The 25,604-nt window shown below is 64.9% G+C and carries 29 protein-coding genes; 9 read left to right on the top strand and 20 right to left on the bottom strand.

All coding sequences use genetic code 11. From position 1 onward, the window contains the following. Window positions 1–35: 35 nt before the first annotated feature. Entirely contained in the window at window positions 36–950 is a 915-nt protein-coding gene (locus VKI00_RS29520) for a DNA-3-methyladenine glycosylase 2 family protein (protein WP_324444558.1), read from the bottom strand. 169 nt (window positions 951–1,119) lie between these two features. Between VKI00_RS29520 and VKI00_RS29515 the strand changes: the two genes are divergently transcribed. Beyond that, window positions 1,120–1,509, top strand: a complete 390-nt coding sequence (locus VKI00_RS29515; RefSeq protein WP_324444557.1) for a nuclear transport factor 2 family protein — start codon at window positions 1,120–1,122, stop codon at window positions 1,507–1,509. Window positions 1,510–1,567: 58 nt separating this feature from the next. On the opposite strand, the gene VKI00_RS29510 is transcribed toward VKI00_RS29515, so the two are convergent. From VKI00_RS29510 to VKI00_RS29455, 12 genes are all read right to left on the bottom strand, one after another. Next, on the bottom strand, window positions 1,568–1,948 hold the full coding sequence (locus VKI00_RS29510) for a DUF427 domain-containing protein (RefSeq protein WP_324444556.1): 381 nt from the start codon (window positions 1,946–1,948) through the stop codon (window positions 1,568–1,570). A gap of 72 nt (window positions 1,949–2,020) precedes the next feature. Continuing rightward, the gene (locus VKI00_RS29505) at window positions 2,021–2,836 is read right to left on the bottom strand and encodes a class I SAM-dependent methyltransferase (RefSeq protein ID WP_324444568.1); all 816 of its coding nucleotides are present in this window, start codon (window positions 2,834–2,836) and stop codon (window positions 2,021–2,023) included. 51 nt (window positions 2,837–2,887) lie between these two features. Then, window positions 2,888–4,435 carry an MlaD family protein gene (locus tag VKI00_RS29500; protein ID WP_324444555.1) on the bottom strand — a complete coding sequence of 516 codons (1,548 nt, stop codon included), beginning with the start codon at window positions 4,433–4,435 and terminating at the stop codon, window positions 2,888–2,890. Continuing rightward, window positions 4,436–5,569 carry a virulence factor Mce family protein gene (locus VKI00_RS29495; RefSeq protein ID WP_324444554.1) on the bottom strand — a complete coding sequence of 378 codons (1,134 nt, stop codon included), beginning with the start codon at window positions 5,567–5,569 and terminating at the stop codon, window positions 4,436–4,438. A 62-nt stretch (window positions 5,570–5,631) separates the two neighbouring features. Next, entirely contained in the window at window positions 5,632–7,152 is a 1,521-nt protein-coding gene (locus VKI00_RS29490; RefSeq protein WP_324444553.1) for a virulence factor Mce family protein, read from the bottom strand. 6 nt (window positions 7,153–7,158) lie between these two features. Then, the gene (locus tag VKI00_RS29485) at window positions 7,159–8,703 is read right to left on the bottom strand and encodes an MCE family protein (protein WP_324444551.1); all 1,545 of its coding nucleotides are present in this window, start codon (window positions 8,701–8,703) and stop codon (window positions 7,159–7,161) included. Then, window positions 8,700–9,740 (bottom strand): MlaD family protein, encoded by a 1,041-nt coding sequence (locus VKI00_RS29480; RefSeq protein WP_324444549.1) that lies wholly within the window; start codon window positions 9,738–9,740, stop codon window positions 8,700–8,702. Before VKI00_RS29480 ends, VKI00_RS29485 begins: the two co-directional genes overlap by 4 nt. After that, window positions 9,737–10,957 (bottom strand): MCE family protein, encoded by a 1,221-nt coding sequence (locus VKI00_RS29475; protein WP_324444567.1) that lies wholly within the window; start codon window positions 10,955–10,957, stop codon window positions 9,737–9,739. The genes VKI00_RS29480 and VKI00_RS29475 overlap by 4 nt, the downstream gene beginning before the upstream one ends. An 11-nt stretch (window positions 10,958–10,968) precedes the next feature. Beyond that, window positions 10,969–11,847: an ABC transporter permease gene (locus tag VKI00_RS29470; RefSeq protein ID WP_324444547.1), complete on the bottom strand. Its 879-nt coding sequence runs from the start codon at window positions 11,845–11,847 to the stop codon at window positions 10,969–10,971. 1 nt (window position 11,848) lies between these two features. Beyond that, on the bottom strand, window positions 11,849–12,565 hold the full coding sequence (locus VKI00_RS29465; RefSeq protein WP_414687330.1) for an MlaE family ABC transporter permease: 717 nt from the start codon (window positions 12,563–12,565) through the stop codon (window positions 11,849–11,851). Between the two features lie 260 nt (window positions 12,566–12,825). After that, window positions 12,826–13,857 carry an NAD-dependent epimerase/dehydratase family protein gene (locus tag VKI00_RS29460; RefSeq protein WP_324444543.1) on the bottom strand — a complete coding sequence of 344 codons (1,032 nt, stop codon included), beginning with the start codon at window positions 13,855–13,857 and terminating at the stop codon, window positions 12,826–12,828. Continuing rightward, on the bottom strand, window positions 13,854–14,357 hold the full coding sequence (locus VKI00_RS29455) for a nuclear transport factor 2 family protein (protein ID WP_324444542.1): 504 nt from the start codon (window positions 14,355–14,357) through the stop codon (window positions 13,854–13,856). The genes VKI00_RS29460 and VKI00_RS29455 overlap by 4 nt, the downstream gene beginning before the upstream one ends. 57 nt (window positions 14,358–14,414) lie before the next feature. Here VKI00_RS29455 and msrA point away from each other — a divergent pair, with 57 nt between their 5' ends. After that, window positions 14,415–14,930 (top strand): peptide-methionine (S)-S-oxide reductase MsrA, encoded by a 516-nt coding sequence (gene msrA, locus VKI00_RS29450; protein ID WP_324444540.1) that lies wholly within the window; start codon window positions 14,415–14,417, stop codon window positions 14,928–14,930. Here the strand turns inward: msrA and VKI00_RS29445 are convergent. Both VKI00_RS29445 and VKI00_RS29440 read right to left on the bottom strand, forming a co-directional pair. Continuing rightward, the gene (locus tag VKI00_RS29445) at window positions 14,927–15,388 is read right to left on the bottom strand and encodes a PaaI family thioesterase (protein WP_324444539.1); all 462 of its coding nucleotides are present in this window, start codon (window positions 15,386–15,388) and stop codon (window positions 14,927–14,929) included. The genes msrA and VKI00_RS29445 overlap by 4 nt on opposite strands. Before the next feature lie 11 nt (window positions 15,389–15,399). Then, the gene (locus tag VKI00_RS29440; protein ID WP_324444538.1) at window positions 15,400–16,728 is read right to left on the bottom strand and encodes a cytochrome P450; all 1,329 of its coding nucleotides are present in this window, start codon (window positions 16,726–16,728) and stop codon (window positions 15,400–15,402) included. Window positions 16,729–16,895: 167 nt separating this feature from the next. Here VKI00_RS29440 and VKI00_RS29435 point away from each other — a divergent pair, with 167 nt between their 5' ends. Continuing rightward, complete coding sequence (locus tag VKI00_RS29435; RefSeq protein WP_324444566.1) at window positions 16,896–17,483, top strand: helix-turn-helix domain-containing protein; 588 nt, start codon at window positions 16,896–16,898, stop codon at window positions 17,481–17,483. 1 nt (window position 17,484) lies between these two features. Here the strand turns inward: VKI00_RS29435 and VKI00_RS29430 are convergent, their stop codons facing one another. Next, complete coding sequence (locus VKI00_RS29430) at window positions 17,485–18,369, bottom strand: alpha/beta hydrolase (protein ID WP_324444536.1); 885 nt, start codon at window positions 18,367–18,369, stop codon at window positions 17,485–17,487. A 139-nt stretch (window positions 18,370–18,508) separates the two neighbouring features. Between VKI00_RS29430 and VKI00_RS29425 the strand changes: the two genes are divergently transcribed. Continuing rightward, window positions 18,509–18,952 (top strand): hypothetical protein, encoded by a 444-nt coding sequence (locus VKI00_RS29425; protein WP_324444533.1) that lies wholly within the window; start codon window positions 18,509–18,511, stop codon window positions 18,950–18,952. Between the two features lie 13 nt (window positions 18,953–18,965). Here the strand turns inward: VKI00_RS29425 and VKI00_RS29420 are convergent, their stop codons facing one another. Together VKI00_RS29420 and VKI00_RS29415 are read right to left on the bottom strand one after the other, a co-directional pair. Beyond that, complete coding sequence (locus VKI00_RS29420; RefSeq protein ID WP_324444531.1) at window positions 18,966–20,078, bottom strand: acyl-CoA desaturase; 1,113 nt, start codon at window positions 20,076–20,078, stop codon at window positions 18,966–18,968. A 17-nt stretch (window positions 20,079–20,095) separates the two neighbouring features. Beyond that, the gene (locus tag VKI00_RS29415; RefSeq protein WP_324444529.1) at window positions 20,096–21,151 is read right to left on the bottom strand and encodes a ferredoxin reductase; all 1,056 of its coding nucleotides are present in this window, start codon (window positions 21,149–21,151) and stop codon (window positions 20,096–20,098) included. Window positions 21,152–21,220: 69 nt separating this feature from the next. Here VKI00_RS29415 and VKI00_RS29410 point away from each other — a divergent pair, with 69 nt between their 5' ends. Then, the gene (locus tag VKI00_RS29410; RefSeq protein WP_324444527.1) at window positions 21,221–21,895 is read left to right on the top strand and encodes a TetR family transcriptional regulator; all 675 of its coding nucleotides are present in this window, start codon (window positions 21,221–21,223) and stop codon (window positions 21,893–21,895) included. Here VKI00_RS29410 and VKI00_RS29405 read toward each other — a convergent pair whose 3' ends face one another. Next, window positions 21,896–22,327: a MarR family winged helix-turn-helix transcriptional regulator gene (locus VKI00_RS29405; protein ID WP_324444525.1), complete on the bottom strand. Its 432-nt coding sequence runs from the start codon at window positions 22,325–22,327 to the stop codon at window positions 21,896–21,898. A gap of 58 nt (window positions 22,328–22,385) precedes the next feature. Here VKI00_RS29405 and VKI00_RS29400 point away from each other — a divergent pair, with 58 nt between their 5' ends. From VKI00_RS29400 to VKI00_RS29390, 3 genes are all read left to right on the top strand, one after another. Next, window positions 22,386–22,724, top strand: coding sequence for an antibiotic biosynthesis monooxygenase family protein (locus VKI00_RS29400; RefSeq protein ID WP_324444523.1), 339 nt, complete (start codon window positions 22,386–22,388; stop codon window positions 22,722–22,724). Window positions 22,725–22,745: 21 nt separating this feature from the next. Beyond that, on the top strand, window positions 22,746–23,372 hold the full coding sequence (locus VKI00_RS29395; RefSeq protein ID WP_324444521.1) for a DUF4185 domain-containing protein: 627 nt from the start codon (window positions 22,746–22,748) through the stop codon (window positions 23,370–23,372). Window positions 23,373–23,492: 120 nt separating this feature from the next. After that, complete coding sequence (locus tag VKI00_RS29390; protein ID WP_324444519.1) at window positions 23,493–23,738, top strand: hypothetical protein; 246 nt, start codon at window positions 23,493–23,495, stop codon at window positions 23,736–23,738. A gap of 51 nt (window positions 23,739–23,789) precedes the next feature. Here the strand turns inward: VKI00_RS29390 and VKI00_RS29385 are convergent, their stop codons facing one another. Then, complete coding sequence (locus VKI00_RS29385) at window positions 23,790–24,404, bottom strand: GNAT family N-acetyltransferase (RefSeq protein WP_324444517.1); 615 nt, start codon at window positions 24,402–24,404, stop codon at window positions 23,790–23,792. A 29-nt stretch (window positions 24,405–24,433) separates the two neighbouring features. Between VKI00_RS29385 and VKI00_RS29380 the strand changes: the two genes are divergently transcribed. Beyond that, the coding region (locus VKI00_RS29380) for an acyl-CoA dehydrogenase family protein (protein ID WP_324444515.1) at window positions 24,434–25,604 on the top strand (1,171 nt) is incomplete at its 3' end.

The raw sequence follows: 25,604 nt of genomic DNA, 5'->3' as shown, positions 1-25,604 counted from the left end.
TACCCGATGATCGCGCGGGGTAACCGCGCGGCGCGTCACAATGCGCGGATGTCCTGGACCGGTAGTCGCGCGCCGCGGCGCGGCTCGTAGGCCAGTCCACTGGCCTCCAGCAGCCGGACCACCCGATGCCGGTGCGGCCGCATCGGCTCGAGGACCTCGATCATGCCGGCGTCGTCGATCGGATGTCCCAGCAACGTCCAGCCGATCATCTTGGGGATGTGATAGTCGCCGACCGACAGCGCGTCGGCATCGCCGAATGCACGTTGTGCGATCTCGGCCGCTGTCCACACTCCGACGCCGGGCAGCAACGTCAGCGCATCTCGGGCCTGTGCGACCGGCCGTGACGCCAGCCGTTCCAGCGAAGGCGCCCGCTGGGCGCAGCCGACAATGGTCCGGGCCCGTCCGGGATCGACGTTGGCGCGGTGAAATTCCCACGACGGGATGTGCCGCCACACCTCGGCCGACGGCGGCACCCGCATCCGCGCCGGCGCGGGCCCGGGTGCCGGCGTGCCGAATTTGTTCACCAGCAACCGCCATGACCGGAATGCGTCGGCGCCCGGTACCCGCTGCTCGATGACCGCCGGAATCAGGGCTTCCAATACCTGGCCGGTACGACCGAGCCGCAGGTGCGGCACTCGTCGATGCGCGGCGGCGACCGTCGGGTCGGTCGGGACGAAATCCGACGCATCGTCGTGGGCGCCGAGCATGGCCGGGAGAACGTCGAGAAACTCCTCAGCGCCGCTCCCCCATGCCGTGCATTCGATGGCATCGGGCGCGACGCGGCTGATCCGCGCCGTGACCGATCCGCTGGCCAGCAGGCTGGTCCGCCAGATGGCACCGTCATCGCCGACCTGAAAGCAAGGATCACGAGGACCCCGGCGAAGCGGGAACAGGGAGAGCCCGGGGCTGACCGCACCGGCGAACGTGACCGTGCGAGCCTTACTCACCATTTGCTCCCACCGGACGCCGCAACCGCTCGATCTCGATGATCATAGGTTCGGTTCGGCTCCCGCCTGCCTGCCCGACCATGATTGACCGGTACGGATGTTCGCGCCAGGATGGCGATGTGACCACCGCGCCGGCGACGATGCAGAGCGAAGCGATGCTGAGGAGCGGCGCATGACAACGCCGTTCGACGATCCGCAGGCCGAACTGGCGTGGATGTTTTTGCAGTGCCTGTCCGACGGTGGCGACATCGACGAATGCTTCGGGCTGCTGAGTCACGACTTCACCTACTGGAGCATCCAGAGCCGCGAATCGGTCGACAAAGCGGCGCTGCGCCGGGAGTTCGAGCGGCGCAAAAGCCGCGTCAAAATGGACCTCGACTTCATCCAATGCTTCAACGACGGCGAGAGCGTGGTGATCGAGGCGCTGACCGACGGTGAGACCACCGACGGCGTGCGCTACAACAGCCCGACAGTCTTCATCTTCGAGACCCGCGACGGGCTCATCACGTCGTTGCGCGAATACGGCGACACGCAACTCGCTGCGCAGCTGTTCGGGCCGTGATCCGACTCGGCGATGGGCGCCGGGATAGCGGCGCGATGAGGAGCCGGGCAATTCAAATTCAGTCGGGCTGGACGGTGATCTCGGCTTTGTCGGGATAGAACGCGACGTACCCGGCGATCGCCGCCACCGCGGGGTAGGGCTGGTCGTAGGTCCAGATCGCGTCGTCGACGGTGTCTCCCGCGGCGGTGGTCACGCTGTAGTAGCCGGCGTCACCCTTGTACGGGCAATAGGTGCTGGTGTCGGTGCGGGTGAGCCGCTCCTGGACGACGTCCTCGAGCGGAATGTATTGCACTGCAGGGTAAGTGGACTCTTGCAGCTGCAGCGCGTTGTGTGTGTCGGCGACGACCTCGCCGTTGATACGTACGACAACCCGCGCCTGGGTCGGGTTGATCGTGATCGGATGCTCGGCGGTGGGTTCCAGAACAGGCCGACTGGTCATGGTGACGTCTCCTCACGGGTGGATAGGTGGTGCAACACCGTGCGGCCCGCAAGATTCCCGCCGCGGCCAAAGTCAGGTCAGCCCGAACGCGTAGCGGTGATATTGGGACATGTTGGCCACGGCGGAAACCAGCGCCATCGCCTTGCCCATCAGCTTGGCTGAGCGCGGCAGCTTTTCGAATGTGTCCGACTCGAACCACCGCTGCCAGGCCACCACCCGCACCCCGGGCACCGCCGCGACGATGTCGTCGGGCCCGTCGATCGCCCAGCGCAAGGTGGATCCGGAGCGACGGACGACCGTATTGAGCACCTGTGCCTTGATCCCGAGCCAGTTGAACGCGTCGAACTGCAGCTCACCCGAGCCGAAATGCGCGACCACCCTGCGCAGCAGGGCGGTGCCGTCTTGCTCGGTGAGATACATCGTCAGCCCCTCGGCGATCATCAGCGCCGGCCGGTCGGCGGGGATGTCGGCCAGCCAACCCGGATCGGTGACCGCGGCGGCGACGACATGATAGTGCTCGGCGACCGGGTAGAGCCGGGCGCGAAGCGCGGCGACCTCGGGGTAGTCGACGTCGTACCATTCGACACCCGGACCCGGCTGCAGCCGGAAGAACCGGCTGTCCAGACCGCAGCCCACGTGCAACACGACGGCGTGCGGATGGGCGGCCAAGAATTGGTTGGTCCACGCGTCGAAGTGCGCGGTCCGGGTAGTCACCGACGGCGCGCGGCGCGGGGTGATGGTGGTCTTCTTCCAGTCGTAGTCGATGCGTTCCACGATCTGTTTGGCGAACCGATCACCCAGAATCGGCCGCTTGAAATCGGCGTCCAGCGCCTTCGCGTACAGCGTCGCGAGCATCGTCTGCGGCGCCCCGCTCAGATCGACGCGCAACCGGTCGGCCGTCACTCGCCCGAGGCTAGTCCGTCGGGTCGCGTCTGGACGTCAGCCGGCGGGCGCCAGCATGTCCTTCCAGCCGTCCTCTCCTGTGTGACGTGAGTTTTCGAGGGTGTACTTGCCCCCGTCTGGGCCCACCACTTCGCCACTGGACGGGATGTAGACGGCACTTGGGCCGGCCGGCGTGTAGATACACGGATTGGGTTGCTGCCCATTGCATTGCACGGTGCCCGATCCGGGCCGCTGGAGCGGATCGCTGATCGGGGGTGGTGTTCCTCGCAGCCGGTCTGACGGTAGCGGGTTGAGACCGTTGTTGACCGATGGCGCGGGTATCACCTTGCCGGGGTCGACGGGTTGATCGCAGCGAGCGCCGGGCGCCGGGCAGTTTCGGATCTGATTCGGGTCGCCGTACCACGGGTTGGTGCCTAACGGGACGTAAGGCTTGTTGTCGCGGCATTCCCGCGGGGTCGCCGCCCGTTTGCCGGGAACGTCGACGCACGGATAGTTCCGGGCGCCGCGCACCACGTTCGCCGGAGTGTCTTGCGGGATCTTGCAATACGTTCCGGCCGGCAACGGAGCCATGCTGGTGTCCGCCGGCGCCCGCCACTCCGATGCCGGCAGAAATCCGGTCAGACATGGCGGCGGATTGTTGATGTTCAGGTTGAGATCCAGCAGCACGGAACCTGGGGCTGACGCGACCACCGTCTGTGCCACCGAGCCGATCTCCGGCAAGAACACCAGCAGTTGCTCGAGACCTTTGTTGTAGCGCTTCAGCATGTCGGCGACGATCGCGAGGTTGGCCAAGGTCTGCGGCAGCGACTCCCGGACGTCGGTGAACACCTGGTTGACCTGATCGGCGGTCGGCGCCGCCTGTGACAGGATGCTTTGCACATGCTGGTCGTTGCGCGCGGCCTGGGCGATAAGGACATTGAGGTTATGCGACCACCGGTCGATCGAATCGCCGGAATCGACTTGGCTGTCGATGATCGGTGCGGAGTTCTCGATGATGTCGTTGACGTCGGAGATATTCGCTTGGAAATCACCGACGATCGACTGGGTCGAATCGACGAGTCGTTGCAGCGCCGGCCCCAAACCGCCGACCGCTTGCGCGGTTTCGTCGAGCAGCGAGGCGATCTTGGCTTTGGGTAATGCCGACAAGCCGCGGTTGGCGGCATCCAACGCCGGGCCTATCTCGCTGGGCACCGTGCCTTTGGTGATGGTCTGTCCGGACGAGAGGAACTTTCCCGGGTTTCCGGTGGACACCAGATCCAAGTACTGCTCACCGATCGCGGACACGGAGTGCACATTGGCTGATGCATCGACCGGAATTTTGTAACGGCTGTCGATGCTGAGCGTCGCTCTGACACCATTTTTCGTCGGCTCGACTTTGGTGACTTTGCCGATCTGGATTCCCCGATACGTCACATTCGACGTGCGATACAAACCACCCGACGCCGGCAGCTGCACCGTCAACTGGTACTGGCCTACGCCCAGCAGGCTTGGGATACGCAGATAGTACCAGCCCAGTGCGATCAGCGCCGCCAACGTCAGGACGGCGAACACGACCAACTGCATCCGGATGAAGCGGGTCAGCATCTATTCGCCCCGCTCTATCGGCGCGTCGGCCGGGTTGGGCGTGAACCGGATGTCGGGGACCATCGTCGCGGGGTCGCGGCCCCACGACTGTTCGAGCGCGCGCAAGGCTCCGGAAAATCCGGTGCCGGTGAAGACCGCGTTGTCGACGGCGCTCAGCGTCAGGTCCAGTGCTCCCGACACGTTGATGTAGTCGCCGCGGACGATCTTCGGGACGCTGTCGATGGCGAACGGCGGCGAGAGCAGAAGCATGAGCGCGTCGACCAAATACAGTGAGGCGCGGCCGAGTTGCTTGAGCGGCCGCTGCAAATCTTGGAGGTCCTGATGAAGATTGCCCCGCGAGGCCGACAACGTCTGATCGGTGACGTTACTGAGTCGGCCGACCGCATCGACCGTGTTCGCGAACAGGTCGCGTTGGTCTGCGAAATGCTTTACCAACGGGGGAAATTCGGTCAGCACCTGATCCAGGGTGTCGGCACGCGTTGCCACATACGACAACAGCCGGTCGGTAGAGTCGATGGCGTCCGTGATGTCGTCGCTCTGCTGATTCAACTCGCGGCTGAACGTGCTCAGCTTGCCCAGAAAATCCCTGATCTGCTGGGCGCGTCCGGCGAGAATGTCGTAGACCTCGTTCTGAATCACCTCGAGATTCGGCAGTCCGCCGCCGCGCAGCACCATGGCCAGGCTCGCCAACGTCTGCTCGGTCGACGGATACGCCGACGAATTCCTCAGCTGGATCGTGTCGCCGGCCTTCAGCGGCTCCGGCGACGGATCCGGTGGGGCCGCGAGTTCCACGTGCTGCGAGCCCAGCAAGCTGGTCTGGCCGATCTTGGCGGTGGCATTCTTCGGAAGCCGGACACCCTTTTCCAGGTCGATGGTCAGCGTGGCGACCCAGTTCTTCAAGGTGATCGCGCGCACGGTGCCGACAAAGACATCGGCCACCAGGACTCGGCTGTTCCCGTTGAGCGCCAAAGTGTTCGGCATCTGCACGTAGATTGCGTAGGACCCGGCACCGCTGCCCGGGCCGCCGGGCAGCGAGACATTGGCAATACCATGCCAACTCGCACAGGACGTCAGCAGCGCCCCGGTCGTCGCCAAAGCCAATGCCTGCCTGACCCTTTGGCGAAGCAGCCGCATCGCGCCGCTCATTGGCTGTCGGTTCGGCTTGCTCCTCGCGCGTACCGCGCTCGTCGCGCGCCTCACTGGCCCGGTCCCGTCGCGGGTACCGCCGTCGGTGAGGGCAGGGGCTGCGGGTACCACGGCGGTGGCAGCGGGCTGTTCTCGTTGTAGGCGTCCGGCGGTCCGGCCATGTTCTGCCCTGGCGGTGGCGGGGCGATGTTCGGACCACCCATCAGTTCGGCCAACGACGCCGGCGTCAACAGGTTCGCCGTGGCCGACTGCACCTGCACCCCCTGCATCCCGGGCGCGACAACCCAGCCCGGTTCGGAGTTGCGGTGCGACCACTGCGTATCCGGCGAGAAGATCCCGGGCACGGTGGTGTCCTTGTAGCCGGGCGGCGGCTGCAGTCGCGGCTCGGAGTAGGCAACGTTCTTGGGCAACGTGTCGGCGGCGCTGAACACGTTCATGCCGAACGGCAGATAGTTGAACTTCATCGCATCCAGGACCGGCGCCAGATACTGCGCACACAACTCCGCCGAGTCTTGGTAACCGAGTCGGCTGCCGGCCTGAATTGCGCTGCAGATGAACTGTAATGGGTTGGCGAAGTTGACAATCGCGGGTGCGCCCGTCAGCGAGCCGTGTGCCGGTTCATAGATCGCCAGCACATTGGCGGCCATGTGCGGCAATATGTGCAGCGCAGTCTCCAAGCCATCTCGACCCGTCGGTTGCACGATCGCGGTCGTCGCCTCCGAGAGGTTGTTGACGTCGTGCACCAACACGTCGCGGTTTTCAGTCAAGAATTTGCGAGCAGTGAAGAGCAGCTCGTCGGTCTGCTGTATCGCGTTGGCGGCGGGCTGATCTGAGCTGCTGAGGTTGTTAGTGAATTGGGCCAGGTCCTTGTTCAACGCAACGAACTGCTGGTCATCTTGATGCAACGCGTTGACGAACAACGCCAGACTGTGCAGCACCGCGAAGAAATCGCCGCGACCTTCGTCCAGCGTTGTCAGGGCGGTCGACAGGCTGTCCAACGTTCTGTTGATTTGCTCTCCCTTGCCCGACAACCCGTCAGCGAAGGATTCGATGATGTCGCCGAAGGGTCCCTTGGGCTGCTCCTTAGTAGGGCCGAGGTTGGAGATGATGTGGGTGATGTCGTTGCGCAGGTCGTCCCACTCCACCGGCACCTGGGTGCGCTCTTCCGGGATCACCGCGTCGTCGGGCAGGGTCGGTCCGCCCTTATACGCCGGCTCCAACTCAATGCTCCGTGAGGCCACCAGCGTCGGGTTGAGGATCACCGCCGATGCGTTGGCGGGCACCTTGTACTTGTTGCGGTAGTGGAAGGTCACCTTCATCTTGTCGCCGGCGGGTTCGATCTTGTCGATCGCGCCGACCCGGATTCCCATGATCACGACCTTGTCCCCGGCGTAGAGCGCATCGGCCGCGGGAAAATAGGCGGTGACGGTGTTGTTGGTCAGCTTCTGGTAGAGCTGCCAACCCACAAAGGCAGCGACCAAACCGCTTGCCACAACTAGTGATCCGATGATCACCGCGGCCCTCGACAGGTGTGGCAACTGTACCTTGTGGATATCGAAGATCGTGCTCATCGGCCGCTACCCTCCGGTCCCGCCGGGCGTGATGAATGGGGCCGGCAGCTGTGGGCCGGGGCCCGGCGGCGCCGGGGGTCCGGGTGGCAGCCCGGGCGCGAACGTCGACGGCGGCGGAAGCGGGCCCGCTGGTTGCAAGCCTTCGGTGCGGGCGCCCGGCGGTGCCTTGGGCGGCAACGGCACCGGTGTGCCCGGCACGGCGGGTGCCGGAGCCCCGGGTCGCCCGGCGATCGGGATGCCCGGCGCCGCCGGCGGACCACTCGGGTTCGGCGGCGACGAAAGCACGTCGGGCAAGGCCGGATACGGGCCGTTAGGGCCGAACGGACCTTGCCCCTGATCGACACCCGCGCAGGGCATCGGATTGCCCGGCCGCGGCGACATTTCGGGCGGTGGCGTGTACGAGCACGGCGAGCCCGGCGCCACGGCCGGTCCCGGACGATCCGGGGTTCCTTCCAGCACCGGCGGCGCCGCCGGCGGCGCACCGTTGGGGAACCGGGTGCCATTCGGGTCGGGCCACCGGAATGCCGGCAATCCAGCGCTGCGCCAGAAGTTTTCCGGGTCGATCCCCCGCTTCTTGAACGCCGCGTCGACCCAGGGCTGCATGATTTGATATGGCAGCAGGTTGGCGATCATCACCTTGAAGTACGGTCCGGAACCGACCGCTTCACTGAGCGCCGCGGTGTAGTTGCGCAGCGTGGTCAGCATGGTGACAAGGTCATTTTTGTGCGCGACCAGGACGTCGGTGACGGTGCTGAGTTGCTCCAACAGATGGTGCAGGTTGGGGTTGTCGTTGATCAGCCCGCGCACCCGGGCTGAAAATGCCGAGACGTTCACCAGCAGCGCCTGAATGGCCCGGCCGCGTTCGTTGAATGCGGCCAACAGCTCCTCGGCGTTCACCAGCAGCGCGTTGATCTGGTTACTGCGGTCGCCGAGGACGCCTGCCACCTTCCTGGCCTCGGTGAGCAGGTGCTTGAGTTGCGCGTCGCGTTTGCCGAGGGTGTCGGAGAACTTGGCTACCCCGTCGAGGGCCGAACTCAGATGCGGGTAGGTCTGATCGATGGTGTGCGACAACACATTCAATGACTTCTTGACCGTCTCAATGTTCCAGCCGGCAGCGGCCTTGGTGACGTCGAAGAACGCGTCGTAAATCTGATACGGCGTGGTGCTTTGACCGAGCGGCAACGTACCGTTCGGCCGCAGCGGCTGGGTGCCCCTGGGCTCGACCTCGAGCACCTTTTTGCCCAGGATGGTGTCGGTCTTGATCGCCAGCCGGCTCTCGGTGCCGATGGTCCGCGTCCCCGTCGTGAACTTCATCACGACGTGGTCGCCGTCGATCTTGACGTCCTGCACCGTGCCGACGTCCATGCCGATGATGCGGACCTTGTCGTTCTTGTTCAATCCGCCCGAATCGGTGAATTGCCCATAGTAGCTGGCCGTGGCGAACAACATCGGCAGGCTGCTAAAGCTTTGGCCCACACCAACAACGAGCACGACCACCGCGATGGCCAAGGCTCCGACGCGCACCCGGTTTGCGGGTTCCAGTGATCTCATTGCAGCATGCACCGACCCGTCGGCTGCTGGAACAGCTTGACCGAGCGAACCGGGCCGCCGGGCTGCAGTCCGTTGATCTTGATCGACAGATCGCAGAGATAGAAGTTGAAGAAGTCACCGTAGATGCCACTGGCGCGGCCGATCAGATTGAACGCGCTGGGCAGCTTGGTCAGTATGCCGCCGACCCTGTCTCGTTGGTCGACGAGCGGCGTTGCGACGGTTTCTAATCGGGTCACGGTGTCGCGCACCAGGGCCCGGTTGTCGGCCAGCAGGTCAGCCACCGTCGCTGCGGCGTTGCTGATGTGCGCGGTGCCGGCGGCCAGCGGGTCGGCCCGCTCCTTCAAACCGGTAATGAGCAATTCAAAGTTATTGACCGTGTCGTCGAACTGTTTTCGATGCTTAACCGTCGTGTCCAGCACCGTGTTCAGGTTCGCGATCACCTCACCGATCGCATGATCGCTTTCGGCCAGACGTGAAGTCAGTTGCGCGGTCTGGTCGAGGATGTCGTTGATGGTGCCGCCTTCGCCCTGGAAGACGGTGATGATCGACGTGGCGATCGTGTTCACCTTCTGCGGATCGAGTGCCCGAAACAGTGGTTTGAAACCGCCGATGAGCGCGTCGAGATCCAGGGCCGGCTGTGTTCGTGCGAGCGGAATGAAGCCGCCGGGCGGCAGGACTCGGTCGGTGCCCTCTCCGGTCCCGCGCTCGATTTCCAGGTAGCGGTTGCCGATCAAGTCCTGGTAGCGAATTTGGGCGGTGGTCGCCTGGGACAGCTGTACCGTGCGATCGATGGAGAAGTCGACGCGTATCCGCTTGTCTCCCTCGACCAGATCCACCTTCTTGACCTTGCCGACCTCCACGCCTGAGGCACGGACGAATTGGCCGGCGCGCAAGCCGCTGGCGTTGCTGAACTCGGCGGAATAGCTGTTGGTGCGGTCGAAGCGCACCTGGCCGAAAACCACGACAATGATTGCGGTGAACAACAATTGCACGGAGACGACGACAGCGAGTCGAATAACCGTTCCGGTGATTTTCATGGGTTGATCGTGTTCTCCCCGTACTGGCGTCCCCATACGTACTCGCTCGCCAGCGGCTGACCGAGTTCGAAGTGGTTGTAGGGCGCGATGCTGTTACCGGAGTCCATCACCAGATACGGCGCGGGCCAGAGGTCGCGGGTGATCGGCTGCCAGCAACCCGGCGCGCCCCCGGGCCCGCCTCTGGCATTTGCCCGGGGCAGATTATCCGGATACACATACGGGTTTTCCGACCCCGCGATCGCCGCGCCGAGCTGCGCTGCGTAGTGGTTGCCGCTTTCGACTGCCGCGATTTTGGGGGCGACATTGGCGAAGTTCCGAACGGTGCAGAACACCTCGGGGCTGTAGGCGTCGAGCAGGCGGGTGGTCGGCCCGAGATCGGCCAGCACACGTTCCAGATACGGCCGAGCGCGGGTGAAAATGTCGTCGCCGGTGTTGGCGAAGCCGAGCGCGGCCAACAATGCCGCGTCCAGTTCGGCCTGATGGCGGTTGAGGGTGCGCGCGGTGATGACCGCATTGCTGAGGGCATTGAACAGATCCGGCGCGGCGTTCGCATAGACGTTGCCGAGCGCCGCGATCTGCCGAATGTCGTGACGGATCGTCGGCATCTTCGAATTCACGTCGTCGAGAATCTTGTTGCCGTTCACGATCGACTGCCCGAATTTGTTACCCAACCCGCTCAGCGCTTGCGCGGCAGCGCTGAGCGTGAGATTCACCTTGACCGGGTCAACACTCTCGGCGATCTGGATGATCGTCTCGAATACGGTGTTGAACTCCGTCGTCACCGATGTCGCGTCGATCAGGTTCTCGGATGTGATCCGTCGCGGTGAAGCATCTTTCGGCGAAGTGAGCGACACGTACTTGTTGCCGAATACCGTGGTCGCCTGGATTTTGGCGATCACGTTGGCCGGGATGAGGTCGACGTAATTCGGGTCCACGTCAAGCGTCAACCTGGCCGCCGGCTTGCCGTCATGCTCAACTTCGGAAATGCCGGCCACCCGACCGATGCTCACGCCGTTGTAGGTGACCTTCGACCCCTGATCCATCACCAAACCGGCACGGGTGGCCAACATGGTCAGCTGGGTCTTGGCAGTGAAGTCCCCGCGAAACTGCCCGTATACCAACGCAATTACCAGCGCGCATGCCAGCAGTAACCCGATGCCCGCCACGGTGTCGGGCCACGTTCTGGGCTTGCGTATCTTCTGCGCTTTTTTGGGCATCGCCATCGCGGCTACACCGTGAGGTTGAAGTTCGGATCGACGCCGTACAGCGCGAGCGAGGTCAACAGGACAACGATCACCGTTGAGACCAGCGAGAAGCGCATCGACCGGCCCACGGCTTCTCCCACGCCGACCGGCCCGCCGCTGGCGTTGTATCCGTAGTAGCAGTGGGTGATCATCACGATCACGGCCATCACGATGACTTCTGCCCCCGACCAGAACACATCCTCGACGCGCAGGAATGTTTGGAAGTAATGCTCGTAGGTGCCCACCGACTGGCCGTAGAACAGCGTCGTCACAACCTGGCCCGACACGAAGGACATGACGAGCGCCATCGCATACAGCGGGACGACCACGACCAACCCCGCCATCAGCCGGGTCGACACCAGGAACGCGACGGACTTGATGCCCATCACCTCGAGCGCGTCGATCTCCTCGCTGATCCGCATGGCTCCCAGCTCCGCGGTCGCGCCGGCACCGACGGTGGCCGCGAGCGCGACGCCGGTCACCACCGCCGTGACCACGCGGACGTTGGCCAACGCGGCGAAGAACCCGGTGAATGCTTCGACGCCGATGTTGCCCAGCGATGCGAAGCCCTGGATCGCGATCAGCGAGCCGCCGGACAGCGTGACGAAACCGACGATCGCCGCGGTCCCGCCGACGACGGCCATCGCACCGGTGCCCATGCCGATCTGGGCGATCAGTCGCAGTGTCTCCCTGCGATAATGGCGCAGCGCCCACCCGATCGACCAGCCGCCGACAATGGCGAACCTGGTGAGGTGTCCGGCCTTGTTGAGCCCGCGCACCGCGCCGCCGGCATAGTGGTTGAAGCTCTCGACAGCGCGCGGAAACCGCGCCCGTACAACAGCGGCCGCTGAAACATTAGCCACGTCAGCGGCCCGTCCCGAACCGCACACCGATGGTCGTCAGGACCACGTTGACCGCGAACAGCGCAAGCACACACAACACCAGCGTCTCGTTGACGGCGACGCCCACTCCTTTGGGCCCGCCCTTTGTGGTCAGTCCGCGGTAGCAGCCCACCAGGCCCGCGATCGTTCCGAATATCGCGGCCTTGACGGTCGCGATGATCACTTCCGGTAAACCGGTGACCAGGGTCAGCGTGGCGAGATATGCGCCGCCCGAGACGTTCTGCAGACCGACACCGAAGACGAAGCCGCCGACCAAACCGATGGTGATGACGGTTCCGTTGAGCAGCGTGGCGACGACGGTCGCCGCCACCACCCGCGGCACCACCAGCCGGTGGATGGGGTCGATGCCGAGCACCTCCATCGCGTCGATTTCCTGACGGATGGTGCGCGCACCCAGGTCGGCGCAGATGGCGGTCGACCCGGCGCCGGCCACCACCAACACGGTGGTCAGCGGACCCAGCTGGGTGACCGCGCCCAGCGCCGCGCCCGCACCGGAGATGTCGGCGGCGCCGAATGCCGCCAGCAAGGTGTTGAGCGTGAACACGATCAGGACGGTCAGCGGTATCGAGACCGCGATCGTGGGCAGTATCGCGACTCTGGTGATGAACCAGCATTGGACGATGCACTCCCGCCAGTGAAACGGCTTCCGGAACAACGCTTTTCCGGAAAGCACGCACATCTGCGCGAAGCCGCCGATCGTCGCCAGCGGGGGCTCGAGCTGGTCACGAACGTAGTCGGTGAGCCGGGTCCTGGCCGGTGAAGTCGTCGTCACCGCTACCTCGCCGCCAAAACGCGATCGTGACGAAGCAGCGCCGGGTGACGTGTTTCAGTGCGGGAGGACCACACATTCACCATGCGTCACACTATGTAACAAAAAACACTTCAGCTACATAAGACACGCGGAGAGTCCGGCGTAGTTAAGTTAAGGGCGATTCCGACCTACTCGGTTGGCGCGGCCTTACTGTTTTGCCGGGCGTTCTTCAGGTCGGCCCAGAACCGTGCGGCCTCCCGGATGGATTCCTCGACCGGCCTTGGCTCCCAACCCAGTTCGCGGCGGGCCTTGCTGGCATCGACGGGGGCTTCAGCCCGCATCATCCGCACCGACGCCAGGCTCAGTTCGGCATCCTTACCGGTCAGCCGGGCTCGCAGGCTGCCCAGCGCGCCCAGCCCGTAGAGCGCCGGCACCGAGATCGACCGCCGCGGCGGCGGCACACCGGCTTCGTCGGCCGCGATCTTGACGACCTCTTTCAGCGGCATCATCCGTTCCGAAATCAGATACCGCTCGCCATTGCGGCCGCCTTCGGCAGCCATCAGCATCGCCGTGGCCGCGTCGTCGACGCCGACAACCTCCAGCTGGATGCCGTTCATCAGAAAAGGCAGCTTGCCGAAGACCGCGCCGGCGATGAACGCGCCGTGCGGCGTGCGGCCCCAGTCACCGCGGCCGTAGGTCGTCGAGACGCACATGGCGACGGCGGGCAGACCTTTCTCCGACGCGTAGCGCAGCACCATCTCCTCGGCCTGGACCCTCGACTCGACGTAGGGGGTGAGCCCACGGTGGTCGATCTGGTCGTCTTCGGTAGCCACGTGGCCGCGCCGACGGCCCACCGTCGCATAGCTGCTGGTGAACACGAAACGATGCAGCGTTGCGGCGATTGGCTTTTCGACGGCGACGTCGAGCACGTTGCGCAGTCCCTCGACGTTGGTCCGAAACAGCGGTGACGGGTCTTGCAGCCACGCCCGGGTGTCGACGACGCAGTAGTACACCTCGGCGCAACCGTCCATCGCCTGGCGCACGGTGTCGGTGTCGAAGACGTCACCGTGGAATCGGGTGACCTCGAGATCGTCGATGCTGCGGGTGTTGGCGGTCGGGCGCACCATCGCACGCACGTCGGCGCCACTAGCGACGAGTTGGCGGGTGACATGCGAGCCCAAGAACCCGTTTGCGCCGATGACCAGCTTGGGTGCGCTCACGCTGAACCTCCGTACCGACGCAACCACCGGGCGGCGTCGTCGTCGAGCGTGCCCAACGCCTCGGCTTTCTTGCACCACTTGATCCCCGCCTGCAGAAAACGCAGCGGATTGTAGATGTCTTCTTGCCGGCACCACTGGCCGTCGCCGGCGTAGGTGATGATCGAAATGTTCGTCGCGCTGATGATGGTGCCGTCGCCGGGGTCGCGCATCGGGTTGTCCAGCTCGCAGATGATCCGCCCGGTCGGCTCGTCGATGACCGACCACAGCGCCGGAAACGCGGTCATGTGGCTTCCCGGGAAGGTCGACATCGTCTCGCGGATCCAGGCGAGCACCTGTTCGCGGCCCTTCATGGTGCCCGCGGCATGCTCGATGTAGTCGACGTCTGCGGTGTAGTGCTGCACCCAATCGTCCCAGTTCTTCGCCTCCGCGGCGCGGGCCACCGTCTGCTCGAACGTCTCGAACGCGGCCGCCAGCTCGTCGCGGCCAAACACCTGCTTCACGCAAGAAACTAGAACACGTTCTATTGGGTTTTGTCGAGTAAGTGGATAATCGATCAGATGACGGACTACGACAAAGCGATACTGGCCGGCGGCTGCTTTTGGGGTATGCAGGACCTGATCCGCAAGCAGCCCGGCGTGGTCGCGACCAGGGTCGGCTACACCGGCGGCGACGTTCCGAATGCGACCTACCGCAATCACGGCACCCACGCCGAAGCCATCGAGATCACCTATGACCCGGCACGCACCGACTTCCGGACGCTGCTGGAATTCTTCTTCCAAATCCATGACCCGACCACGAAGAACCGGCAGGGCAACGACATCGGGGCCAGCTACCGCTCGGCGATCTTCTATGTCGACGAGGAGCAGAAGCGCGTTGCGCTCGACACCATCGCCGACGTCGAGGCCTCCGGTTTGTGGCCCGGCAAGGTGGTGACCGAAGTCAGCCCCGCCGGCGATTTCTGGGAGGCCGAGCCCGAGCACCAGGACTACCTAGAGCGCTACCCCACCGGGTACACCTGCCACTTCATCAGGCCGGGCTGGAAGCTGCCGCGACGGGCCGCTGCCGACCGCTAGTTCCCGATCGCGCGCAACTGATACAGGCCGCGTGTGGTGGCGACCGTTTTGCCGTCGGCGTCGGTCACCACCGCCTCCAGCGTGAAATCGGCCTTACCGCGTTGGGCCGCTTCGGCTTCGACGCGCGCGATCGTTTCGTCGTCGAGGGTGGCTTGCGCCCGCACATCGGATTTCGCCATCGCGACGAATTGGATGTCGAGGTTTTTGACCAGCGGGAAGTACTTGGTGCGGTCGAAGGTGATCAGCGGGATGATCCCGCCGAGGACCTCGGCCACGGTAAACAGCACGCCCGCGTAGATGACGCCGAAGTGGTTCCCGTTGCCTTCGGCCGGGACGGTCGTGGCGGCGAAACCGGGCCGAGCCTCGACGACCTTCACGCCCATCTTGTCCGCAATCGGGATCGTCGATCCCAGGGCGCCGTTCATCGCGTCCACGAGCTGGTTGGCGTTAGCGGTCATGACCGCCGATCTTAACGCCGGTGGACCACGATCCTGCCGCCGTCCTTCGGGGTAAAGGTAACGCCGCGAGAATGGTACTTCTCCCCTGGCGCGGTGGTGGTCTCGATAGTGAAGTGGCGCAACACCGTTCGCAGCACCACATCCATCTCCACGTTGGCGAATGCCGCTCCCACGCAGCGCCGGGTGCCACCGCCGAACGGGATCCAGGCGAAGCTGGGCGGCTTGGAGCCGACGAAGCGCTGCGGATCGAAGCGGTCCGGGTCGGGAAACGCATCGAGGTTGGCGTGCATGCGCCCGATGCTCACAAGAATCGACGACCCATGGGGAATGGCCCACTCGCCGATTTCATAGACGGGCGCATAGACGTGGCGGCCGGCGAAATCGATCACCGTTCTGCTGCGCTGCACCTCGAGGATCGTCGCCTGCCGCAATTCGTTGTCGTCGGTGTCGGCCTCGGCAACCAGTGCGGCGAGCACATCGGGGTGCCGGGTTACCCTTTCGAACGCCCACCCCAGGGTGGCAGCGGTGGTTTCATGTCCGGCCGCCAGCAGCGTCAGTAGCTCGTCGCCAATGTCCTTGCGCGACATGGCCGAACCGTCCTCGTAGGTGCTACGCAACATCAGCGCCAGCACGTCGTTCCGCTTTTCGAAGGCCGGATCTGCCCGCTCATCTGCGATGAGCTTGTCGATCACGATGTCGTAGCGGCGCCGCCACTCCACCAACCGGCCCCACGGGGAGTAGCGGCCGTAGGTTCGCTTCGGCTTGGGCACTACCGCCAGCCGGGAGCCCAGCGTGACCCATGGCGGCAGGATCCGCCGGAGCTCATCGAGCTCGGCGCCTTCGGCACCGAAGACCGCACGCAGGATTGCGTTGAGCGTGATCCGCATCATCGACGGCAGCGTCGCGAATGGGGTCCCCTCGGGCCAGCCGGCGATTTCGCGCAGCGTCTCTTCTTCGATGATGGTCTCGTAGTTCTTGATGCTCCTGCCGTGGAAGGGCGGCGCCAACAGGCGGCGCCGCTGTCGGTGCTCGTCGCCGTCGAGCGCGAACACCGAGCCCGACCCGAGTAGCCGGCTGAGGTTGGGCTTTATGTTGCCGAGCACGTCCGGGCTGGTGGTGAAAACCTGCTTGGCCAGTTGCGGATTCGCCACCACCACGATTGGGCCGTAGACCGGAACGCTGAGCATGAAGACATCGCCGTAGCGGCGGGCCATCTGCCGCGCGGTCCACCGGCGCGAGATAGAGAATGCGGCGCCCTGCAAGGCCTTTGGAATCGGCGGCGTCGGGGGCAATTTGATCGCGGGCGGCGCCGGGGCCGCTTGGGTGTCGATGGTGCTCATCGCTGTGCACTCCCCACATCGATTTGGTACTGCGTGGTACCAAAGGTCTATTGGAGTACGGTACTCTTTGGTACCAAGTACTGGCAAGACCCTGATCCGGCTGGGATCCACCAGAAGGAGGCGACGTGGCGAAAACCGTCGCTGACGACGCGGCTTCTGCTAAGTCCATCGATAAGCCCGTCGATATCGATCCGTTCCGACGCCGCCTACTCGACGGCCTCGCGACCTCCATAACCGAGCGCGGATACCGCGCCTCCACCGTCGCCGACATCGTCCGTCACGCCCGCACATCGAAGCGCACGTTCTACGACCAGTTCCAAAGCAAAGAACAGTGCTTTCTCGAGCTGCTGCATGTCGATGTCGAAAACCTGGCCAAGGAAATTGCCGACGCGGTCGATCCGAACGCGGACTGGCAGGCCCAGATTCGCCAGGCCGTGGAAGCCTACGTCGGCCACATCGAAGCTCGACCGGCTATCACGTTGAGCTGGATCCGCGAAATGCCCTCGCTGGACGCAGCGGCACGGCCGTTCCAGCGTCGGGGCTTGCAGCTATTGACCAGCTTGTTGGTCAACCTCAGCGGCAGCGCAGGGTTCCAACAAGCCGGCCTGCCGCCGTTGACCCGGCCATCGGCGGTGATCTTGGTGGGCGGCCTGCGGGAATTGACCGCGCTCGCCGTCGAGGACGGGCACAGCATGCGCGAGATCGTCGAGCCCGCCGTGCACGCGTCTGTTGCGCTGCTTGGGTATCGCCGCTAGATCACGCCTTCAGGAAGCCGCGCAGCCGGTCCAGCACCAGATCCGGCCGCTGCTCCACGATCCAGTGGCCGACGCCGTCGACCAGCTCGACTTCGAAATCGCTTATGTGCTCGGCATATCCGGCCAGCAGATCGGGTGTGAGCACCGGATCCTGTGTGCCGCTAAGCCAGCGGACCGGGACGTCGACCGGGACATCGTCGAATTCGCCTCGCAGCCAACGCAGCATCTCCGTGGTCTGAAAGGTCCGATACCAACGCGAACCGGCTACCGCGTGCCCCGGCTGACGCATGCACTCGACATACATCCGGACGTCCTCTTCGGGCACATTGAATCCGCCGCCAACCCACGACGCCAACATCCTGAAGTAGCGGGCCTTGGAATCTGCGATCAGGCGCGGCCCGATCACGGGCAGCAACATCGGGATCTGGTACCAGAACCGCCAGATATTGCGGACCATCGACAGATCACGCACCACGTAAGGCGCCGCGGTGTTGAGTCCGAAAAACCCGGTCACCTTCGCCGGGTGCCGCAGCATCATGATGAACGCGACCGGCCCACCCCAGTCGTGGGCCACCAACTTCACCGGCCCGAGGTCCAACCGGTCCAGCACGACGGCCAGATCTTCGGCCATGTCGTTCTTCAGATAGCGCGAGCGCGGCGCCGAACTCCACCCAGCGCCGCGCAGGTCGGGGCACAGCACCCGGTAGCCGTCGGCGGCCAGCGGGCCGATCAGCTGGTGCCACTCCCACCAGTTCTCCGGAAACCCGTGTACCAGCATTACCGGCGGCCCGTCGGCGGGTCCGGCGTCGGCGACGTGGATCGTGATACCGCCCCCCAGATCGATGAACTTGTGTTCGACGCCGTCCAGTGAGGGCAGGGTAACCATAGCTTGACAATCTAGCAACGGCGCCGAAACCGATCGCCGGTACATAAGAAGAGTGGACCCGAGTGACTGTCCCGGTGGCGATGACGATGTTCCGTTACTAAGCGGCGGCGTAACTCGAAACGCCGTCGGCAAAATCGGGATGATTACGGGGGTGTGCGCGGCAATCGCCGCGGCAACGATCGGCTTCGCGGCGACTTCGCACGCGAACCCCTTCTCCGAGCAGTTCCAAACGCCGTCGGGAGACATCTCCTGCAACCTGGTCAACTCCCCACCCACAGACCAACACTCGCTCGGAAAGAATTTCGTGCAGTGCGACGTCACTGACCACAGCTGGGTGGCACCGCAGCCGCCCCCGCAGGGCCGGACGGACGCCACCAGCACCTTCGTTCTCATGCGGGGCCAGGCACCCATCGTGGGCTACAGCCCAGGCACCGTCGGCGATGCCGGCCCGATGCTGAACGGCGCCCAAACGCCGCATGGGGGTGTGATCACCTGCAGCACCGAGCAGTCCGCGGTGAAATGCACCGACACCAGCACCGGGCACTTCTTCCGGGTGTTGCCGGAGTCCTACGAGCTGGGGTGATGAGTCGCCACGCTCAGGCGGCTACCCGCTCGTCGGCGCGCTTCGGTTCGGTGCCGCTGCTCCGATCCTTCGGCGGGAGCGCCAGTTTGACGATCTTGCGCACGACGGTACCGAACTGTTTCGGCAGCGAGCCCGAGTTGTACGGGATGCCGTAGCGCCGGCAGATCTCTTGTACCTCCGGGGCGATCTCGGCGTAGCGACGGGCCGGGATGTCCGGGAACAGGTGATGCTCGATCTGGTGTGACAAGTTGCCAGACAGCACGTGGAAGAGCTTGCCGCCGGTCAGGTTGGCCGAACCGAGAATCTGGCGGAAAAACCACATGCCGCGTGACTCGTCGCGAGTCTCTTCGACAGTGAATTCCTGTGTGCCATCGGGGAAGTGGCCGCAGAAGATGATCATGTACGACCAGACGTTGCGGATCAGGTTGGCCGACAGGTTGCCGGCGAACACGAACGGGGCGAACGGCCCGGCCAGCAGCGGAAAGGCAACATAGTCCTTCAGCATCTGCTTGCGGGTCTTGCGCCAAATGCCCTGCAGGACTTCGCGTTTGTCGGCCAGCCGGATCTCACCGGAGCGGATGCGCTCGGTTTCCAATTCGTGCAGCGCCACCCCGTACTGGAACAGCACCATCAGTAGGAACGCGTAGACCGGGTTGCCCAGGAAGTAGGGTTTCCAGGGCTGGTCCTCGCTCATCCGCAGGATGCCGTAGCCGATGTCGCGGTCCATGTCCACGATATTGGTGTAGGTGTGGTGCATGTAGTTGTGCGAATGCCGCCACTGATCGGCCGGGCACGCGGTGTCCCATTCGAAGTCGCGGCCGCGGATGTTTGGGTCCCGCATCCAGTCGTACTGGCCGTGCATGATGTTGTGGCCGATCTCCATGTTGTCGAGGATCTTTGCCACTCCGAGCATCGCGGTGCCGGCCAGCCAGGCCGGTGGCAGGATGCCGGCGAACAGCAGGGCGCGCCCGCCGACTTCCAGGGCACGCTGCGTCTTGATGACGCGGCGGATGTAGTCGGCGTCGCGCTGGCCGAGGTCGGCCATCACGCGTTCCTTGATGGCGTCGAGTTCACGGCCGAAAGCATCGGCCTGTTCGGGGGTCAGGGAGATCTTGGGCTGTGTCATGAACTTCTCCAGCTTCTCTAGAGGGCAATATCGATGTCGCCGACGGGCACGGACACACAGATCTGCACGTCCTCGTCGGGTGCGGTCGACACCGCGCCGGTGGTCAGGTTGCGCACAACACCACAGGTTTTGCGGCGTGTGCAGGTGTGGCAGATGCCCATCCGGCATCCGCTCTCCGGGGTGAGACCGGCCGATTCGGCCTGCTCGAGTAGCGAGCGACCGTCGTCAGCCACCTCAATGCCGCTGTCCGCGAACGACACTCGTCCGCCTGACGACGCCGCGGGTAGGTCGAGCGTCGGCGGCACGAAGCTCTCCGAGTGCACGTTCTCGCAGTGCTCGCGGACGGCGTCGATCAAAGTCGTAGGGCCACAGACGAACACCGCATCCGGCGACGGCATCGCGGCCGCCAGGTGCTCGGGCCCGAACCGGCCGTCGAGATCGCCGTCGGCCGAGCGGGTGTAGCCGTGCAGCACCCGCACGCCCGCCATAGCGGCGAGCTCGTCGCGGTAGCAGGCCTCGGCGGAGTTGCGTGCGTAGTGCACGAACGCGATTTCGCCGGTGTGGCCCTCATCGACCAGCGTGCGCAGCATCGCCATGACGGGTGTGATGCCGCTGCCGCCGGAGACGAACAGAATCCGGCGGGGTCGTTGCGCCGGCAACACGAAGTCGCCACCGACGCCGCTGAGCCCGACCACCATCCCGCGGTGGGCCCGCTCGTAGAGAAATGTCGAGACCAGTCCGCCGTCGTGCTGTCCGATCGTCAGCTCCAGATGCGAACTGCCCTCGGTATTGGCCGGCGAATAGCAGCGGATGTGCCTGCGGCCGTCGATCTCGACGGCGAGGTTGACGTACTGCCCGGCCTTGACCGTGTCGGCGAACGCGTCATTGGGGGCCAGCACGAGGGTGACGCTGCGCGGGGTGATCCGCCGCACCTCGACGACCTTCGCGCGGCCCTCCCCGCGCGTCCAGGTGGGGGCCAGCAGTTCGGTGTACCGGTCGACGCCGTGCGGACCGGTAAGCAGGTTGACCAGGTCGGAACCCAGCACCCGCTTTGCAAGAGTTTGGGTGAACATGTGTACACCATGCGGCCAGGCAGCCCTGTTCGTCAAGGATTTCCGCAGGTCTGTGATAGCGTTCACATAGTGAACAGTCGTACGCCTAGCTCACGCCCGCACCGGTCGGGCCGCGGGCATAGCCGCGAAGGGCCGACCCGCGAGGAGCGCAAAGAGGCAACCCGGCGGGCCATTATCGCCGCGGCGCTCAAACTGCTCGACGACCGCAGTTTCAGTGGCCTGAGCCTGCGTGAGGTGACTCGGGAAGCCGGGATTGTCCCGGCGGCGTTCTACCGTCACTTCGAATCGATGGACGCCCTCGGGCTGGTCCTGATCGACGAGTCGTTTCGAACCTTGCGCGACATGCTCCGCGGCGCCCGCGCCGGCAAGCTCGACCCGAACCGGGTGATCGAGTCGTCCGTCGAGATCGTCGTCGCCAGCGTCACCGAGCGTCGTGAGCACTGGCGCTTCATCGGGCGCGAGCGCTCCAGTGGCGTCACCGTCTTGCGCTACGCCATCCGCACCGAGTTCCGGCTGCTCACCTCCGAGCTGGCCACCGACCTCGCCCGTTTCCCCGGACTCAACGCTTGGAGCACCGAAGACCTCAACGTGCTGGCAACGCTGTTCGTCAACTCGATGATCGTCGTCGCCGAGGCATTCGAGGACGCCCAGAGCGCCGAGGCAATCGAGGAGATCCGGCGAACCGCGGTCAAGCAGCTGCGGATGATCGTAATCGGCGTCAACGGCTGGCGCAGCAACCCGTAATCACGCGCTTTCTAGGTTCTGCGCACAGCGCAGTAGAGCCTCCGCGACGCCCCGCTCCGCGCTAGGCGAAATACCTTGCAGCATCAGCGCTTCGACTCCGAACACAGCGTCATCGGCGGCCTTGAGTTTTCGCGATCCGCGGCGGGTCAGACCCAACGACCGGGCTCGGCCCCGCGGTGGCGCGTCCACGGTCTCGACCAAACCCGCGGCGCGCAACCCGGTTAGCAGGTCTTGCAGAGACTGCCGCGTCACGAAGCACAACCGGGCCAGTTCGGCGGCCGAAGCGTCCGGGTGTTCGGCGAGCGCCCGCAACGCCGCATACTGCGCCATCGACAGGCCGGTCGGCTTCAGCTCGGCGTCGCATCGCCGGCGCAGCGCTTGCTGGACCCGCTTCACCAGATAGCCGACCGAACGTTCCGCCTCGGATTGCATGACAGGAACCTTACATTAATGATACGATCATAGTCAGGAACCTGACATAGGAGGAGTCATGAGCGTCATCACCCCACAGGCCGACCACGCGACGCTGATCAACGTGTTCACCGTGGAACCCGAGCGGGCGCGGCAACTCGCCGACCTTTTGACAGCGGCCACCGAGGAAGTGATGCGGCGCATCGATGGGTTCATCTCGGCGAACATTCACGTCAGCACCGACGGCACCCGCGTCGTCAACTACGCGCAATGGCGCAGCGCCGAGGCGTTCCAGGCGATGCTGCAGAACAGCACCGCGCAGCAACACATGGCGCTGTGCGCCGAACTGGCGAACGGCTTCGACCCCCACCTCTACACCGTTGAGTCAGTGCACACCGCTCATACCTCCGAGGCCTAGCCGCGGGGCCATGATGGTGCCATGGCTACCTCGCGTCGCAAGGACGGCAAGCTGGCCGACATCACCGGCCCCGGCCTCACCGACCGATGGGGCGTGACATGCACCGACCTGGGCGCGTCGGTAATCGCGCCGAACGGGACGTGGGTGTCGGTGTTCGGAGACACCTTCTCCGGCAACAGCGTTGGCCACAGCGACTGGCGTTCGCCGGTCATCCTGATCGGCACCGGCGACGCCAATCACCCGATCAGCTACCAGCGCGCCGCCGGTAGCGATCCCGAGTACGCACACCAACTGTGGCGCTACGAGCACCGCACCGGCAAGTCCGGCAGGCCGCGCCGCAGCATCGGCACGGTGATCCCGTCCGATCTACTGCGGGTGGGCGACACGCTCTACCTGCACGCTGTGCACGATGCGCCGCTGCAGTTGCCGGTCGTCGGGTCCGAATGGGACGCCGAAGATCACGCCAACAACCGGGTCGCGCAGCTCTACGTCGGATACGTCCTGCCAGGCTCGAAACTTGATGTCGCGGGCGGCGTCGGCCTGGTGGTGTCGCAGTGGAACACCGCGCACGGATGGCCTTACCGGGCAATGCAATTCCGGGCGACCCTGCACGACACGACCAAGACGTCAGCGGTCAACGCTGAATAGCGACTCGCCAGCTGCGAGTGACTCGTCACATTGGCGAACCGGCTTCACCCGCTCGTCGTGTAATGCGTTGGAGGTCAACGAGGATCTGTGACATGCACCACCACAACCGAGGAGACCATCATGACAAGTCTCGACCCGCAGACGACGACCGACTTCTGGGAGGCTTACCTCCGTGCCGCCGACGCCGGTACCAACCTGGCGCAGGTCGGCCGCACTTTTCCCGTTGCCCTGCAGCAACTCTGCTCTCCGATCAGCGGTCCGGTGTCATCGGTGCCGAGACTTGCCCCTGCGGCAATAAAATTCGGCTGGGACCTGGTATTGCTGCCGGCGCCGATCGCTGCGCCTGCGCCACCTAGGGTTGCCTAGCGGCCAAGTAAAGCGGTGGGAAGTTGGCTCAAAGAAGTCCTGGATCTGTGTTCAGCGCGGCGCCCGCCACATCGGCCACAGGGTGGGACCACCGTTGGGCACGACGATCTCGCCGGTCACCTCGAACCCGAACCGCTGGTAGTACGGCACGTTCTCCGGCTTGCTCGACTCCAGGTAGGCGGGCGCGTGCTCGGCGTCGACCCGGTCCAGCCTCGAGCGCATCAGGGCCTGCCCATAGCCTTTCCCGCGCACCGACGTGTCGCTGCCGATCACCGCGAGATACCAATGCGGTTCCTCGGGGTGTTGCTGCTTCATCTGCTGGAGCAGTCCACCGAGCTTACGGGCCGTTGTCAGCCGCGGCCCGAAGCCGAGAAAGAACGACGGCAGCATCATCAGTTGTTCGCGCCCCGACTGCTTCCACCGGCCCGGCGGATCCCACAGCGCCGCCGCGCCGATGGTCGACCCGTCGCTGGCCACCTCGGCGCCGCCACCGGCGAGGTGATGGTGGCGGGTCACGGTGGCGAAGAATTTCCGCAGGTGCGCTGCCCGGGCCTTGTCGTCGGGCATGATCCATAGCGACACCGGGTCGTCGTAGAACGCGCGGCCCAGCGCGTACGACAGCTCGGTGACGTCGGCTTTGCGCGCCGGACGTGTGTTGATTGTCATCGGACGCCAGAGTAGTAGCGTCGGAAATCGTGTGGGATTTCGAAACGGACCCCGAGTACCAGCAGAAGCTGGACTGGGTCGAAGAGTTCATGGTCAACGAGCTCGAGCCGCTCGACCTGGTCGCGCTCGATCCGTACGACAAGAAAAACGCCGAGATGATGGCGATCCTGCGCCCGTTGCAGCAGCAGGTGAAGGACCAGGGATTGTGGGCCGCGCATCTGGGGCCCGAACTCGGCGGGCAGGGCTATGGCCAGGTCAAGCTCGCGCTGCTCAACGAGATCCTCGGGCGCTCCCGCTGGGCGCCGTCGGTGTTCGGCTGCCAGGCGCCCGACTCGGGAAACGCCGAGATCCTCGCGCTGTTCAGCACCGACGAGCAGAAGGCGCGCTACCTGCAGCCGCTGCTCGACGGCGAGATCACCTCCTGCTATTCGATGACCGAACCACAGGGCGGCTCCGACCCCGGCATGTTCGTGACGGCCGCGACCCGCGACGGTGACGATTGGCTCATCAACGGGGAGAAGTGGTTTTCCAGCAACGCCCGGCACGCATCGTTCTTCATCGTGATGGCCGTGACGAAGCCCGACGCCCGCACGTACGACAAGATGTCGCTGTTCATCGTGCCGGGCGAGACGCCGGGCATCGAGATCATTCGCAACGTCGGGGTGGGCGGCGAGTCGAGCAGGTACGGCTCGCACGGCTACGTCCGCTACAACGACGTCCGGGTGCCGGCCGACCACGTGCTGGGCGGTGAGGGCCAGGCGTTCATGATCGCGCAGACCCGCCTCGGCGGGGGTCGCATCCACCACGCGATGCGCACCATCGCGTTGGCGCGCAAGGCCTTCGACATGATGTGCGAGCGCGCCGTGTCACGCAAGACCCGACACGGCCAGCTCTCGGACCTCCAGATGACCCAGGAGAAGATCGCCGACAGCTGGATCCAGATCGAGCAGTTCCGGCTGCTGGTGCTGCGCACCGCGTGGCTGATCGACAGGCACCACGACTACCAGAAGGTGCGCCGCGACATCGCCGCAGTCAAGGTCGCCATGCCCCAGGTGCTGCACGACGTCGCGCAGCGGGCGCTGCACCTGCACGGCGCACTCGGTGTCTCCGACGAGATGCCGTTCGTCAAGATGATGGTGGCCGCCGAGTCGCTGGGCATCGCCGACGGCGCCACCGAGCTGCACAAGATGACCGTCGCCC

Origin of the sequence: Mycobacterium sp. (assembly GCF_035314665.1) — a bacterium.
Taxonomy (GTDB): Bacteria; Actinomycetota; Actinomycetes; order Mycobacteriales; family Mycobacteriaceae; genus Mycobacterium.
Note: the sequence above shows the minus strand (reverse complement) of the source record. Positions and strands in the feature narration are given on the sequence as shown.

Excerpts from the sequence above, each read along its gene's own strand:
- VKI00_RS29510 (WP_324444556.1), bottom strand. The coding sequence starts at position 1,948 with ATGACCAGTCGGCCTGTTCTGGAACCCACCGCCGAGCATCCGATCACG.
- VKI00_RS29490 (WP_324444553.1), bottom strand. The coding sequence starts at position 7,152 with ATGAGCACGATCTTCGATATCCACAAGGTACAGTTGCCACACCTGTCG.
- VKI00_RS29465 (WP_414687330.1), bottom strand. The coding sequence starts at position 12,565 with ATGTGCGTGCTTTCCGGAAAAGCGTTGTTCCGGAAGCCGTTTCACTGG.
- msrA (WP_324444540.1), top strand. The coding sequence starts at position 14,415 with ATGACGGACTACGACAAAGCGATACTGGCCGGCGGCTGCTTTTGGGGT.
- VKI00_RS29495 (WP_324444554.1), bottom strand. The coding sequence starts at position 5,569 with ATGCGGCTGCTTCGCCAAAGGGTCAGGCAGGCATTGGCTTTGGCGACG.
- VKI00_RS29400 (WP_324444523.1), top strand. The coding sequence starts at position 22,386 with ATGAGCGTCATCACCCCACAGGCCGACCACGCGACGCTGATCAACGTG.
- VKI00_RS29395 (WP_324444521.1), top strand. The coding sequence starts at position 22,746 with ATGGCTACCTCGCGTCGCAAGGACGGCAAGCTGGCCGACATCACCGGC.
- VKI00_RS29420 (WP_324444531.1), bottom strand. The coding sequence starts at position 20,078 with ATGACACAGCCCAAGATCTCCCTGACCCCCGAACAGGCCGATGCTTTC.
- VKI00_RS29415 (WP_324444529.1), bottom strand. The coding sequence starts at position 21,151 with ATGTTCACCCAAACTCTTGCAAAGCGGGTGCTGGGTTCCGACCTGGTC.
- VKI00_RS29515 (WP_324444557.1), top strand. The coding sequence starts at position 1,120 with ATGACAACGCCGTTCGACGATCCGCAGGCCGAACTGGCGTGGATGTTT.
- VKI00_RS29500 (WP_324444555.1), bottom strand. The coding sequence starts at position 4,435 with ATGCTGACCCGCTTCATCCGGATGCAGTTGGTCGTGTTCGCCGTCCTG.
- VKI00_RS29430 (WP_324444536.1), bottom strand. The coding sequence starts at position 18,369 with ATGGTTACCCTGCCCTCACTGGACGGCGTCGAACACAAGTTCATCGAT.
- VKI00_RS29445 (WP_324444539.1), bottom strand. The coding sequence starts at position 15,388 with ATGACCGCTAACGCCAACCAGCTCGTGGACGCGATGAACGGCGCCCTG.
- VKI00_RS29405 (WP_324444525.1), bottom strand. The coding sequence starts at position 22,327 with ATGCAATCCGAGGCGGAACGTTCGGTCGGCTATCTGGTGAAGCGGGTC.
- VKI00_RS29390 (WP_324444519.1), top strand. The coding sequence starts at position 23,493 with ATGACAAGTCTCGACCCGCAGACGACGACCGACTTCTGGGAGGCTTAC.
- VKI00_RS29425 (WP_324444533.1), top strand. The coding sequence starts at position 18,509 with ATGATTACGGGGGTGTGCGCGGCAATCGCCGCGGCAACGATCGGCTTC.
- VKI00_RS29485 (WP_324444551.1), bottom strand. The coding sequence starts at position 8,703 with ATGAGATCACTGGAACCCGCAAACCGGGTGCGCGTCGGAGCCTTGGCC.
- VKI00_RS29520 (WP_324444558.1), bottom strand. The coding sequence starts at position 950 with ATGGTGAGTAAGGCTCGCACGGTCACGTTCGCCGGTGCGGTCAGCCCC.
- VKI00_RS29385 (WP_324444517.1), bottom strand. The coding sequence starts at position 24,404 with ATGACAATCAACACACGTCCGGCGCGCAAAGCCGACGTCACCGAGCTG.
- VKI00_RS29440 (WP_324444538.1), bottom strand. The coding sequence starts at position 16,728 with ATGAGCACCATCGACACCCAAGCGGCCCCGGCGCCGCCCGCGATCAAA.
- VKI00_RS29475 (WP_324444567.1), bottom strand. The coding sequence starts at position 10,957 with ATGCCCAAAAAAGCGCAGAAGATACGCAAGCCCAGAACGTGGCCCGAC.
- VKI00_RS29480 (WP_324444549.1), bottom strand. The coding sequence starts at position 9,740 with ATGAAAATCACCGGAACGGTTATTCGACTCGCTGTCGTCGTCTCCGTG.